The 12,788-nt window shown below is 65.0% G+C and carries 14 protein-coding genes; all 14 read right to left on the bottom strand.

From position 1 onward, the window contains the following. Positions 1-193: 193 nt before the first annotated feature. The 14 genes from BW14_RS08525 to BW14_RS08590 all read right to left on the bottom strand — a co-directional run bounded on the left by BW14_RS08525 (position 194) and on the right by BW14_RS08590 (position 12,522). Entirely contained in the window at positions 194-1,168 is a 975-nt protein-coding gene (locus BW14_RS08525) for a colicin transporter (protein ID WP_140490240.1), read from the bottom strand. 29 nt (positions 1,169-1,197) lie between these two features. Continuing rightward, complete coding sequence (locus tag BW14_RS08530; RefSeq protein WP_140490242.1) at positions 1,198-1,536, bottom strand: hypothetical protein; 339 nt, start codon at positions 1,534-1,536, stop codon at positions 1,198-1,200. Between the two features lie 162 nt (positions 1,537-1,698). Beyond that, complete coding sequence (locus BW14_RS08535) at positions 1,699-2,169, bottom strand: DUF4234 domain-containing protein (RefSeq protein ID WP_140490244.1); 471 nt, start codon at positions 2,167-2,169, stop codon at positions 1,699-1,701. 19 nt (positions 2,170-2,188) lie between these two features. Next, positions 2,189-2,929, bottom strand: a complete 741-nt coding sequence (locus BW14_RS08540; protein ID WP_258186099.1) for a CHAP domain-containing protein — start codon at positions 2,927-2,929, stop codon at positions 2,189-2,191. A gap of 460 nt (positions 2,930-3,389) precedes the next feature. Next, complete coding sequence (locus BW14_RS08545) at positions 3,390-3,659, bottom strand: hypothetical protein (RefSeq protein ID WP_140490246.1); 270 nt, start codon at positions 3,657-3,659, stop codon at positions 3,390-3,392. Then, the gene (locus BW14_RS08550; RefSeq protein ID WP_140490248.1) at positions 3,656-3,853 is read right to left on the bottom strand and encodes a hypothetical protein; all 198 of its coding nucleotides are present in this window, start codon (positions 3,851-3,853) and stop codon (positions 3,656-3,658) included. The genes BW14_RS08545 and BW14_RS08550 overlap by 4 nt, the downstream gene beginning before the upstream one ends. Next, complete coding sequence (locus BW14_RS08555) at positions 3,834-4,055, bottom strand: hypothetical protein (RefSeq protein WP_140490250.1); 222 nt, start codon at positions 4,053-4,055, stop codon at positions 3,834-3,836. The genes BW14_RS08550 and BW14_RS08555 overlap by 20 nt, the downstream gene beginning before the upstream one ends. Before the next feature lie 90 nt (positions 4,056-4,145). Further along, the gene (locus BW14_RS08560; protein ID WP_181162354.1) at positions 4,146-4,940 is read right to left on the bottom strand and encodes a hypothetical protein; all 795 of its coding nucleotides are present in this window, start codon (positions 4,938-4,940) and stop codon (positions 4,146-4,148) included. Between the two features lie 11 nt (positions 4,941-4,951). Then, on the bottom strand, positions 4,952-6,409 hold the full coding sequence (locus tag BW14_RS08565; RefSeq protein WP_140490254.1) for an SCO6880 family protein: 1,458 nt from the start codon (positions 6,407-6,409) through the stop codon (positions 4,952-4,954). 129 nt (positions 6,410-6,538) lie between these two features. Then, on the bottom strand, positions 6,539-8,002 hold the full coding sequence (locus BW14_RS08570; RefSeq protein WP_181162355.1) for a type IV secretion system protein: 1,464 nt from the start codon (positions 8,000-8,002) through the stop codon (positions 6,539-6,541). A gap of 120 nt (positions 8,003-8,122) precedes the next feature. After that, on the bottom strand, positions 8,123-8,452 hold the full coding sequence (locus BW14_RS08575; RefSeq protein ID WP_140490259.1) for a DUF6112 family protein: 330 nt from the start codon (positions 8,450-8,452) through the stop codon (positions 8,123-8,125). A 17-nt stretch (positions 8,453-8,469) separates the two neighbouring features. Then, positions 8,470-9,126, bottom strand: a complete 657-nt coding sequence (locus BW14_RS08580; protein WP_181162356.1) for a hypothetical protein — start codon at positions 9,124-9,126, stop codon at positions 8,470-8,472. A 297-nt stretch (positions 9,127-9,423) separates the two neighbouring features. Further along, positions 9,424-10,848 carry a CHAP domain-containing protein gene (locus tag BW14_RS08585; RefSeq protein ID WP_140490263.1) on the bottom strand — a complete coding sequence of 475 codons (1,425 nt, stop codon included), beginning with the start codon at positions 10,846-10,848 and terminating at the stop codon, positions 9,424-9,426. A 294-nt stretch (positions 10,849-11,142) separates the two neighbouring features. Next, positions 11,143-12,522 (bottom strand): site-specific integrase, encoded by a 1,380-nt coding sequence (locus BW14_RS08590; protein WP_140490265.1) that lies wholly within the window; start codon positions 12,520-12,522, stop codon positions 11,143-11,145. Positions 12,523-12,788: the final 266 nt, after the last annotated feature.

Here is a 12,788-nt window from a genome sequence, read left to right on the forward strand (position 1 = left end):
ACGACGCGGGGGACACCCGCCCGTGCATTCCTGTGCGGGCCACAACCATGCGGGCCCGTTCCCTTCACCCACACACGCGGCCACCACACGGACGCCGATAACGCGCGAAAGACGAGGACGACAGGATCGGAACACAGGAAAGCCCCCATGCCAGAAAACCAGCATGAGGGCGATAAGAGAGGAACGGAACGGTTCAGCCTATGCCGCACACCCCGGTGACGGGGTTGCAGGCGGACTCCGTGCCATCTACCGGACGGCCCGTGCCGTGGGCCTGTCCGCGGTAATTGGGATCGGCGCCGGGGAACCCGCCAAGCCCACCCGAACCCGAACCGGACGAACCGGAAGATCCGGACCAGCCCGAACCGGAGGAGCCGGTCCAGCCGCCGCCCGTCCAACCATAGCCGGACGACTGGGAGGCCTGCGCCTGCGCTGCCGCGGCGGCTTCGGCGGCCTCCTGCGCCTCGGCCGCGGCCCTGGCATCCGCATCCGCCTTGGCTTTCACGCTGTCGTTGACCTTGCCGACCGCATCCTCCAACGATGTGCGCGCCTCATCCAGCTTCGACGGATCATTCCCGTCCACAAGCTTGTTCCCGGCGTCGATGGCCTTCGACAACACGTCACGCACCGCGTTGTCCTGCACCTTGCCGTCCGAATCCGCGAGCAATTTGGACGCTTCCTCCAGTTTCGCCTTCAGGTTCGCGCGCGCCGTGTCCAGGGTCTTCGCGGCCTTGGATTCGTTGACCGCCTTCACCGCCTTCGACAGATCATCCTCATGCGTTTCGTACCATGTGGTCTGCTCGGCCAACGTGTTCGCGGCAGCCTTCAAACCCTTCACGCTGTCGGCCGTGCAGCCCGCGTATTCCGGCGCCTCCGCCTTCAACGCCTTGGACAGCACATCCAGGGTGTTCGCGTCCTTCACCTGGTCCTTCGCCGTCTTCGACGCCTCGGCGGCGTCACCGTCACGCAGCAGGTTGTACGCGTTCATCGCCTCCCGCGTATGGTCCGCCGCCGTCGCGCACGCCGCGGACGCCGCCGACCGTTCACGGGCCGACCAAGCTGCCCAACCACCCACGCCGGCGACGACCACGATCACCGCGACTCCGGCAGCCACGGCCGGGACCAGCCACTTGGGACGGCTCGTACTCCGCATATCCTTCTCTCCACTCATGATTCACTCCTTGGATCCATATGGTTGCATCATACAACAGCGCCCGCAGCCGGCACGCTGTCGACGGACACGGCCCCACGGGCCGCAGCAAGCACGAGACGAGCCTCCTCCAGATACGGCGCGCGCACCGGCTCGGGCAGTCCGGAGAAGGGAAGAGGAGCCGGATCCGCCGCAGACGAAGCATGCAGCCGCGCCGTGTACAACGCCTCGGCCCCCGCTTCGACCTCCATGCCGGTAGGCTGGGCGGTCCTGCCCGCCGCATACGCCTTCCGGCTCGCGGAGGCGGCCTGCACACGGCTCAACGGGACGATGATCGAATCCCTGTCGAACGGATACCGTTCCTCCAACTCATCGGACAACACACTCATGACAATCCTCCAATCGACACACACGACAGGAGCATGGACGATGAGACGCCTCCCGTCAGCCAACCCACCCCCGCAACCCCCGATAACGGGGCAGAAGAAAGGGGGATATGTGAAAGGAGCCCGCCATTTGGCAGGCTCCTTTCACATATGTGTTTTCCGTTTTCAGCCGCGCTGGTTGTAGTCGGCGCACACGTCGTTCATGGCGTGCAGGAGCCGGTACGTGTAGACGAACGGGCCGACGACGATCAGCGCGCCCAGGATGTTCCACAGCCAGAACGTGGATGCGGTCATCGTGACCGGCAGGCGTCGGGCCGCCTGTTCCATGCCGATGCGCGCGCTCAACCGGTGCCCCCAGACGAGCCAGCCGACCCCCAAGGTGAGCCAGCCGACGAGCAGGAACATGAGCAGATAGTTCATGGTGCGTTTCCCGTCGCGGCGCGTGCAGACCAGGTTCACCGTGTTCGTGATCTCGGCCATCTGCCACAGGTCGTAGATTCCGAACGTGACGAGGCCGAGCAGCACGTATTTGAGGAGGCTGCGCCTCGTGTTCAACGCCGCATGCCGTACAGGCGGCGCAGGCTGCGCGGCCCGGACGCCCGGATTGGGCGTGACCGTGATGTTCACATTACTCATCCCTCTGATTCCTTTCCCTTCAATAATGGATGTATTCAAGCTCCCCGGCCTGGCGGGCATCCAGATCACGTTGGAACGGCCCCACCCGGCCACTGATATTCGCTTCGCTGATCCGAATGCCCCCACTCGCATCCACATGCTCCACAACGGCCACATGCCCGTACACCGGGTCAGCGCCAGCCTGTCCGGGCCGGAACACGACGATGTCACCTTCACGCGGCGACGCATCCACCCAATAACCCAAGGCACGGGCGGAATCCGCCCACTGTCGGCCGTCACCGAACCGACTCCCGACGGGTAGGCCAAGCTCATGGCGGCGCGTGTACGCCCACCAAGTGCACTGGCCGTACGCGTACCCGTTGCCCTCATCTCCGGTCGCATGGGCCGGGTCGAACCCGGAGGGCAGGGAGTCATGGTCCCGCCCGTCCATCAGATCAGCTACCTGTGGATACGGTGACCGGGCGCGGCTCACTCTGGACACGTCTATCGAGTCATCGGAGGAGCCCCACGCCATGACGCGCGTCGTCTGCCCCCGTGATGCATCCCATGAGCCGGACACCGTCAAACCCGATGCCGTCGATGGCATACGGCGTTCGTCCGCGTATGCGCTCACTCCACGGGGAAGCAGCATGAGCGACATGGCGGACGCGGCCAGCAGGATGACGGACAGGAGCAGGGGGAGGAGACGCCGCGGAGCCGTGCGCACCCCCACCACGGAATGCCTGCCCCGCACATGCGGTACGACAGCATGACGCGCCACAGCCTGCCCACCTTCCCTGAACCGAACGGAAGCATCACCGGAGGGAGCGGCTGGCTGGCATGCGAGCCGGCCTCCCCATCCGTGCCCCACACCCGCAGGGGACGGGAAGGACCGCCGATAAAGGAGCGGCGCCACGTCCGGAAGAAGGGTTCAACCGATCCTGGGCCTTCCCGCCTTCACCTTCGACGCGGGATCCTTCCGGTACGAGAGGGCGTGACGGCATCTCGAACACAATCCATCAGGCGAGGACGTGGAACGCTTCCGCCCGCACCGCCTGCATTCCGGCATATGCTCGTACCGCAGGCAGAAGCCGCACAGGGGCTCGCCATCACGGCAACGACGTTTCCCGCATCGCCCGCACACGCGGGGCTCCGGGGAGCCGGATCCAAGCAGTCGCTCGCGCTGCGGCGCACCGGAACGGCACCATTGCACATACCGGCGCACCTGCCAGGGAAGGAAATCACACAAGGCCAGGCGTCACCCGTCCGGACAGACGGTCGTCCAACCAGTCGCGCAGACTGCGCATGGACTCCCGGTCCAGTCCGGAGGCCGCCACGGGATTGCCGGCCCCGTCGATCAGACGCTCCTGCGCGGCGAGGGATCCCACGACGGACACGAAGAACACGGGGGTCCCGTCCGGGCCGTTCACCATCATGCAGGAGAACCTGCCTCCCGGCAGACCCGGGCAATCCAGGTCGATCCTCGTATCGGTCACCATACCGTCCATCACACACCATCCCTTTCCGACAGGCCACGCTCCGTCGACTCGATGTGGGTCCTCACGTCGAGGAGCGCGTCCATCATCCCCTCATAGCGTTGCGCCGTCATATGCAGACCCTGCGCATGGCATTCCGCCGCCTTCGCCGCCATCGACTCCCGCCGGCGTTCCAGCCACACCCACAGGTCACGAGTCCGCGCGTCCATCACGACCGACAAACCAGGCGAGCACACGATCCGCGAGGGACAAGCGACCATCACTGCCACGCACGGGCGCGGCATCGGCCTTCGGCTGGACGACCGGACGGGAGGCGATGCGCGCCATCGCCTGCTCGTCGAACAATCCCGTCGACACGATCCGGTCGGGCCTGGACGGACCGGACGCGGAGCCATGGTTCCTTCCACTCATGGGCAGCCTCCAGAACACGGGGAAACAACGGTACGGCACCATCACCCGACAGGCCGGCGATAAGGAGGACGCGCCGCCACGGGACACGGTTCAGCGGATGCTGTCGAGCAGCCACTCCTCGGAATGCGCCACGTTCGACGCGAGCCGGTCCATGTCATCGGCGGACGCCTCGTGATCGGCGAGCATCGTATCCGCGTCATCGACAAGCCTGGACAGACGGTCACGCAGATAAGGGACGCGCAGCTGCACGCCGGCAGTCCGGGATAATGTCTCCCTTGCCTGGGAGGCCGCCTCGGACAGGCTTTCGCGCGCCTTGGCGCGTGCGGTGTCCTCCATGGACGCGGACGTGTCGGCGACGGCCTTCCTGAGAGAGGAGACGCGGTCGTCGAACGAGTCGGACGCATCATCGAACGAGGATGCCGCCGTCTCGAGGTCCTTCACGCCCATTGTCCCCTCGCAGGAAGCCGGAGGCCTGGGTTCCGCTGCCAGTCGGGTGATGCGCTCCGCGCCCGCAGGATCCGCGTCCCGCAGCGCGTCCATGTCAAGCGGATCCAGGACGCCCTCCACGGAACGGCTGAACCGGGACGCCTCATCCTGCCAACGGTCACGGGCCGTGGTGCACGCCGCATACGCCTGATCCCGCTTCTCGCCGGCGGACCGCTGCACCGTGAGCACCGTCAGGCCGAGCAACATGCAACATGCGGACACGGCGATGAGCGCCGTCATCGGACGGCGTGCCGACGGCGTATGCCGGGAGAGCCATCCGCCCATGCGACGGCCTGCGGCACGCCAATCCACACCATCGGCATCGCCGGCACCGTCCGCCGGGGCGGGATCCTCCCCATGGAACGTCATCGGGGCGAACGGGTCCTCGCCATGTTCCATACGACGCATGCTCACACCCCCAAGGGAAGGACCGTGGCCAGCGCCTTCGCCTGCTGGCCCGTCAACGCGTTCAACTGCAGATGGTATTTGCCGGTCTCCATGCGCAGGCCACGCTCCAGCACGTCCAACGTGGGCTTGTCGGGCGCGAACAGGGTGATATACCCCTGATGGTCGGTGTCCGGCCAGTTCGCATCCTGTTCGAGCTCGCGCTGCGCCTGCTCCCGGCGTTCCCGGCGTTCGTCCCTCGACAGGCGCTTCTGGTCCGCTATACGGCTGCGCTGCATGATGCTGGACTGCTTGTCCGCCAGATCCTTCTCGCTCTTCTCCATCGACAGGGGACGCCACACATGCGTCAACGCGATCATCCTCCCGCCGGTCAGCAGGTCACGCGTCCAACCGGCCGGGACGGGACGGTCCGGCCACTGAGTCACCCACCAGGAACGCGCCACGCACGACTCCAGGGTCAGGTACTCGCCGTCATCGCTCTCCTCGCACACGCCCAACGTGGGCTCGTCCGCGCGCACCGGCTGACGATCCCTGTTATGCTCCGGATCGGACACGCTGCGGATCATCTCACGCAGATCCGCGCGGCTGCACCAACGCACCGTGCCACGACGCGCGCCGCACTCCAACAGGGCGGGCGCCACCACGTCATACACCAGATCGCCCAACGCGCCGGCCACACGCGCCCGCTCGGTCACGGCATCGCCCCGCCGGCGCGCCACGAGACGATCCACATCCACGCCCACGCTCACCCACGACACGTACGCCAACGGGGTCGCGATCTCCGGAAGCGACCACAATTCCGCCAGATCGCCGCGCGCCCAGCCGGGCAGCGCCGGATCATCCAGATCCGGTGGAGCGGGCGTCCTGCACGGCATCAGCAGACTGGTCTCCTTCAACTCGACCACGCCCGGAGTGCCGGCCAACGTCATCGTCAGATCGTTCAACGCCATGGCACGAGAACGCTTGCTCCCATCCGTGCTCAGACTCCACTCCTCGACCTTGAACGCCAGCACGGCGGTAGCCCGCCGCCGGTCCGGGTCGAAGAGGAAACACGCGTCACCGAACCGGGTGCCCACCACCTCCACCGAGGACGCGTCCATCACACGGGCACGGTCCTCGACCTGCGACCACACGCCCAGAACGCCGGACGTCCTGCCCGCGGACAACGGCGAATCCGCCCACGCCATCGACCCGTCACGACGCCGGCGACGCCACGAGAACCACACATACGTCCACGACAGGAGGCTCAGCCCCTCGAACCTGAGCAGACCATACGCCATGACCACGCCGCCAGCGGCCATGACCGGCAGATTGAACCCCGAAGCGCCGCCGGCCACCACCATGACCAGGCCGACCAGGCCGACGATAATCTGCGGCCATGTCCACCCGAACAGCACGTTCGTGGCGCTCAGCCTCGAGAACGTCGCCATGGGGACCTTCACGTCACCATCATTGGAAGCCATGGGAAACCACCACCAATCAACATCACGGGAAAGGATCAGAAGGGGAAGGGGAGGGGCCGGCCGCTGAGGAAACAGAAGGGCGGTCCGGCCCCGTGACGGTCACCGGCAGCCGGGCCGATACCGGCGGGGTCAGGCCAGGATCGGCCCAGACTGTCCACCCTGTCCATCCTGGCCCGTCGAACCGCCAAGGCCGCCCACGCCGCGGACGCCTTCACGCCCATCGGGACCATTGCCGCCTGCCCCGGCCGAACCGGCACCACCAGCGCCGCCATCTCCGCCGGAACCGCCCACGCCGCCGACACCGTCCGCGCCATCCCGGCCGGCCACACCCATGCCGCCGGAACCACCCTGGCCTCCCTGGCCGGGAGCCGGCACGGGAGCGGACGCCGGCGGCACGGAACGGTCGGCCCCGTCGACCGAGACCTGCGGGCCGGTATGGTCCGGACCGGCTTCCGACGGGAAGGCATGGGATGCGTCCGCGCGGACAGGCTCGGAAGCATCCCCGCCACCCTGCCGTCCGGAATCGGATCCGGAACCGGAGTCAGGGGAGGAGGGAGTGCCCAATTCGCTGCCGGCCAGACCCCATTGGCCGGCCATCATGCGCACACCGGCCTTCGCTCCCTGCGACAGGCCCTGTCCGCCCGACTCCTTGACCGCGTCGTCGAAGCCGGCACCCATGGCGGCGGCCTTCATGACCACGTCCTTGGTGACGCTCACCGCGGTCGTTATCGCGTTCTGGCCTGCCTGCGATGCGGCCTGCTGCATGCCCATGCTCCGGTCCTCCCCGATGAACTGGACGACCGGCATGACCAGCTTCGGCGAATAGCAGGCCATGAAGATGCAGGCGATGCCGACGAACAGGTCCCACAGGTTCCCGCCCTCGAACGAGCTCGTCGTCTGCTGGGACATGAGCGCGGAACCCACCACGACCACCAGCGCGGCCAACGGCTTCGCGAGCATCACGCCCACCACGGCCGACAGCCAGCGTCGCATCGCAGGACGCGTCGCCTTCCAACCCGCCATCATCACCGGCACCGGCGCGACCGCGGCCAACAGGATCAGGCACAGGGTACGGGCGGCGAGCATGCAGCACAGGAGCAGCACGCCGACGAACAGTACCAGGTACACGAGCAGCATCAGCAGCGTGCCGGACACGTTCGCCGACGTGAGGATCTTCTTGAACATCGCGGCGATGATGTCCGACGCGCCACGCTCCTTCACCGAATAGCCTCCCACCAGGAGCATGCGTCCGGTCACCAGACCGACCACACCCTCCACGGTGATCATCACGCTCACGCAGATCGCGGTCAACGGCCACGCGAGCACGCTCAACGCGAACGACTTCAACGACTCGGCCACGTTCGCCCGCATGCTCGCATGCACCGCGCCCACCATGCACACCGCCATGTTCACGAACCCCATGATCCATCCGATACGGTTCGCCGCGGTGATTGCCACATTCCATTCGGAGAAGCTGATCGACGCCGCACCCTGCGTGAACGCGCCCATCAGCATCGCCTGCAACGCCTTGCCCATCGGATCAAGCATCGACGGTATCAGCTGGTCGATCACAGCCTGGACGATCTCACCCACAGGAAACACCCCCGGACACGGGAAACCGGAACACGAAAAAGGACGGGGCCGACACCGGCGACGGCGCGGCCCCGCATCACAGGACATGCCGGCCCAAAGGCCGGCATGGGGAGGAAGGGATCAGAACAACGGCTGGACGGCGAAGTACTTCACGATCGCCATGGACGACCCCAGCACCATCGTGCCCAACGCGATCCACACGAACACGATGCCGGAGTACTGCTGCATCTGGCTGTTGTGGATCGCCTTGGACGCGATCCACACCAGGGCGCTGACGATCCAGGCGCCCACCGCCACATACAGGCCCAACGCCCACAGTCCGCCCACAATCTTCTGAACCAGATCTATGAACGGGAAGAACTCGTAGTTCGGAGCGACCTTGAGCTTTTCCAGATCAGGATCCTCCAATGCGAGATGCTTGGCCGCGTCGATAATTGGGTGAATTGACATTTCGCCCTCCTTTCATTTCACCACCACGACACTCGGGCCGACCGCAGATCCGAACCGATAACGGCCACACCCGACGACACATGGAACAGGGACGACAAGCCCGACCCGATCTTCTCGAACACGTTCCCGTTCCCGTCTCCGCCCGACAGGAAATCCCACAACGCGGACCCCGACGACAAGCCCTTCGACACCGCGTCCCCGGCGGCCTTGCCGATACGCGACGCGACATCACGACCCAACTGGGACACCACATTCGACAGGTCATCGCTATGCTTCTCCGTCCGCGCATACGCCTGCGAATAATCAGGCCGCCCGGAATCGGTCTGATACGAGCCGTTCGCCCGCAACCCCTCGGAGCCGAACGACAGATACGACCACGACAGGCCCGACGTGGCCGCCCCGATCGTCAACGGGATCAGCACCGCGCACAACAGGCGCTTCCATGAGAACGCACGCTCCATCATGTTGTTCGTGATCACACCCGGCAGCAGGGTGAGCACACCCATGATCACCATCACGATCGCCGCATACAGGCATACGGCGACCACACCGCCCACGAAATCCCTCACCGACTGCACATCCCAGGAAGGATCCGGCACCAGGCCGATCAGCCCGTCATCAGCCAGAACCACGCTCACGCCATACACGACGACCACCCCTCTCAAAAAGAACACAGACAAGCCCCACACACGAACCCCCGCAGCATACAGGCCGATAACAGAGGTAGCACGGCCGTCAAAGGCCACGGCGAAGGCCTCTCCGAAACGGGTTCCCCTGAATCGGAAAGACATCCGTCGGACAAGGCAAAAGGAAAGCCCGTCCTCCGAACACAACCGGAAGACGGGCGGATCCCGACAGAGGAAACAGGGGAGTGAGAGAGAATGAACGAGCCCTGTTCCGATACGATCACCCGCAGACCGGACGATAACAGCGCGGGAACCCACGAGCGACGACAATGAACCGATAAAGGTTCAGTACCAGTGCGGGCTGCGGCTGTTCCACACGCCCCACGCGCCGCACGGCGTCTGATAACGGTCCTGTATGTAACCGAGCCCCCAATCGATCTGAGTCGCCGCGTTCGTCCGCCAATCCTGACCAGACGACGCCATCTTGGAGCCCGGCAACGACTGCGGGATCCCATACGCTCCGGACGACGGGTTCTCCGCATCCCAACGCCACCCCGACTCGTGGTCCCACAATCGGACAAGGCATTCCATCTGCGCTTCATCCCAGCCATGCTCCCTGACCTTGCGGCGGGCGATACGCTGCGCCGCCTCCACGTCCGCCCTGTCGCCATCCGTCTCGTTCGCCGTGCACGCCGCCGCCACGGCGCCCGCGCCATCGATCGAGTCCTTGGGCAGGATGTAGCTCGCGCCCGACACGATCGGCATGGTGCGCTTCGAATACAAGGGGCCCTTCACATTCATCTCGCTGATAGTGACCGTGCCCTCCGCCGTATCCACGGACTCGACCACACCCACATGCCCATACACGGGGTCGGCGCCCTGCACGCCCTGCGGGAAACTCACGATGGCCCCGGCCACCGGGGCCGAGGACGTCACCTGATACCCCTCAGCGGAAGCGGACCGAGCCCAATCCGCACCATTGCCCCAATGCGAACCCACATGCTTCCAGCCAAGACGATAGGCGCGGACGCACGCGCCCCACGTGCACTGCCCGGGCGGATACGCGTCGCACACGTCATACGGCACCCCGGACCACTCCCTGCGCGCAGCGGCCACGGTCAACCCCTCCCAACCGGAATCCGTGGTGCCGCCCGACACCGCCTGCGAGCCAGTGACCGCCGGAGCCCGGTACACGCGCGTATACGACGCGGACAGGGACGCGGTCTCGCTGATCTCGTCACCCGTCTGGTCTCCGGCCTCCGTCCCCTCGATGCCGCCATGCTCGTCGTGATGCGCGCCCACGAACATGCCGTCACCCGCATAGATCTCCGTATGCGAATCCGACCAGACCACGTCACCCGTCTGCAACGACGCCACATCCTTGAAATCCAGACGCTCGAAACCCGCCTTCGTCAGGACCGCGTCCATGCCCGGGGTGGCGAACGCCGTGGAACCCACATCGAACCCGGCCTGACGCAAAGCGGCCCACACCAGCGACGAGCAGTCATAATCCGGATCACCGTCACGATGACGCTGTGAATACCCATGCGAATCATCCCTCGCCACGGAACGGGCCCACTCGACCCACGAGGAGCCGCCCGCAGTGCAATTCGACCAGCCGTAATCCGATTTCAGGACCGCAACCACCAGGACGATCAGACAGACAAGAGCCACCAGGACGACCGACAACACCGCGAACAGGCCGCCGCCGAACGCCGCGACCGCGCCGGCGGCCCCCCGGCCCTTCCCATCCCCGTCACCATCAGCCATGACAACCCGTTTCCATAGGACCAACAATCCCGGCGACCACACCCGGCCCGGGCACACACGAACCGATAACGAGCCCACACGAACCGATAACGAGCCCACACGAACCGATAACGAGCCCACACCCGAACGACAGAAAAACAGAAACAACCCAAAGACCGCCGAAGCGCAGACGCCGACAGGCGGAACCGAGACAGCGCCGAGGAGGACCATTATCAACCGCGACATAATGTCGCGGTTGATAATCCACGCCATGAATACCGTCGGCCATCATGCAGGGCCGGCGACCGACGGGCGTCAAGCGGACCGGACGACCTCGCCCAAACCATGATTGCCGCCCGCATGACCGGCCAGCAGATCCGCCACCTGGCCGAGCAGAAGCACGATCGAGGACAACGGGTCGCCGGAACCATCGGCGACCGCCGCCGACGGCCCGGACGCGGAAGCCAGGGCGAGGGACGGATCCGCGGAAAGCAGATACGCGGCCGTCCGATCGGAGACATCACGCTGATGCTCGGGCACGACACGCAGGTAATGCTTCAACGTGGTCTGCTCCCTGACATGCCCCAAAGCGTCCATGGTCTCCTTCAGACTCCCACCATTGAGCATCAGTTCGGTCGCATGGGTGACACGCAGCGTCCGGAACTGCAGGTCCTCGCGTCCGGCGGCCTTCCGGGCCCTCATGAACTGGTTGCGGATGGTGTTCTGCGAGATCACGTCACCGATCTTCGCCTGGAAGAACATATGATTCGAAGGATCCCGACGGGACTCCAAGTGGGCGACGATCAACGGCCTCAGCAATTCCGGGATCGGCACCGTGCGCCGGGAGCCAGTCGTCTTCAACCTGCCGGTGACGGTCGGCCCCAGATCCTCGCTGCCCCTGTTCACGCTGCGCTGGATCGTCAGCACACCATGCTCGAGATCGAAATCCGTGTCCTGCAGACCACACACCTCGCCGATACGCATGCCGCCCGCACACGCCGCGAGATACACGGACAGACGCGTGTAACAAGGCATCGCGGAATACAGCCGATACAACTCCCCGGGAGTGACCGGCGGGATATCCAAGGACTCCGCGACCGGCTCCGGGGGAATAGGCAACGTGAACGGATTCGACTCCAACAACGGGGGAGCCCCCTTCGCGCCAGGACTACACGCCTCACGCAGGATCATCTTCAGACGCATGCACTCCGAACGGAACTGCCACTCACCATTCGGATGCTCCCCGTAATACCAGTCATGGATACGCTCCTCCGTCACATCGGTCAACGCCAGATCCCCGAACACCTCATTGAGATGCCGCACGTCATTGCGCAGGTTCCTCTTCGTGGAACCCTGAAGGTCCGCCCCGTCCTTCCGCCTATGACGCCTTATGAAACCATCCGCGAAACTCGCGAACGTCACCGCATGCGTGTCCGTCTTCCCGTCACGTTCACGAGGGGACATCCATTCGACGATCCCACGCTTGTGCAGATCCACATACAGGCGTTCCGTGTCCAACCAATCCTCGGCGCGACGCCAGGAATGCGCGGGAAAACACTGATAGACACGACGCCCATCCACAGGAGACGCATACCGGGCGATAAGGCCCACAACCTCGCCATCACGGTTCTTACGCTCCACGATGCATCCGAAACTACGCCGTCTGGATGTCTTCTGCCCATTGCGATCGACCATCTGAACTCCTTCCGCAATCAGGTTCTCCGCAGTTGTAACCCATCCGGCGAATGTCACCCATCCCCGTCTCCCTACAGGAAAACAGGAACGAGGGAACAGTCCAGTGGAATCAAAAGAAAGAAAGCCCGAAGAAAGGGGATACTGAAAACCTATGTTGAAACCTATGTTAGAATGCCGTTATCGTTCATCATCTACCAGCACGAGACAGGGTAGAACGAGAAAACAGGACGAAAAGAACGGTGAACACAGTGAGGCAGGTCTCTGAC

Origin of the sequence: Bifidobacterium sp. UTBIF-68, assembly GCF_006408855.1 — a bacterium.
Classification (GTDB): Bacteria; Actinomycetota; Actinomycetes; order Actinomycetales; family Bifidobacteriaceae; genus Bifidobacterium; species Bifidobacterium reuteri.

Coding starts and splice junctions, on each gene's coding strand:
- BW14_RS08565 (WP_140490254.1), bottom strand. CDS start 6,409: ATGGCTTCCAATGATGGTGACGTGAAGGTCCCCATGGCGACGTTCTCG.
- BW14_RS08530 (WP_140490242.1), bottom strand. CDS start 1,536: ATGAGTGTGTTGTCCGATGAGTTGGAGGAACGGTATCCGTTCGACAGG.
- BW14_RS08590 (WP_140490265.1), bottom strand. CDS start 12,522: ATGGTCGATCGCAATGGGCAGAAGACATCCAGACGGCGTAGTTTCGGA.
- BW14_RS08575 (WP_140490259.1), bottom strand. CDS start 8,452: ATGTCAATTCACCCAATTATCGACGCGGCCAAGCATCTCGCATTGGAG.
- BW14_RS08550 (WP_140490248.1), bottom strand. CDS start 3,853: ATGGACGCGCGGACTCGTGACCTGTGGGTGTGGCTGGAACGCCGGCGG.
- BW14_RS08555 (WP_140490250.1), bottom strand. CDS start 4,055: ATGAGTGGAAGGAACCATGGCTCCGCGTCCGGTCCGTCCAGGCCCGAC.
- BW14_RS08560 (WP_181162354.1), bottom strand. CDS start 4,940: ATGGAACATGGCGAGGACCCGTTCGCCCCGATGACGTTCCATGGGGAG.
- BW14_RS08525 (WP_140490240.1), bottom strand. CDS start 1,168: ATGAGTGGAGAGAAGGATATGCGGAGTACGAGCCGTCCCAAGTGGCTG.
- BW14_RS08585 (WP_140490263.1), bottom strand. CDS start 10,848: ATGGCTGATGGTGACGGGGATGGGAAGGGCCGGGGGGCCGCCGGCGCG.
- BW14_RS08535 (WP_140490244.1), bottom strand. CDS start 2,169: ATGAGTAATGTGAACATCACGGTCACGCCCAATCCGGGCGTCCGGGCC.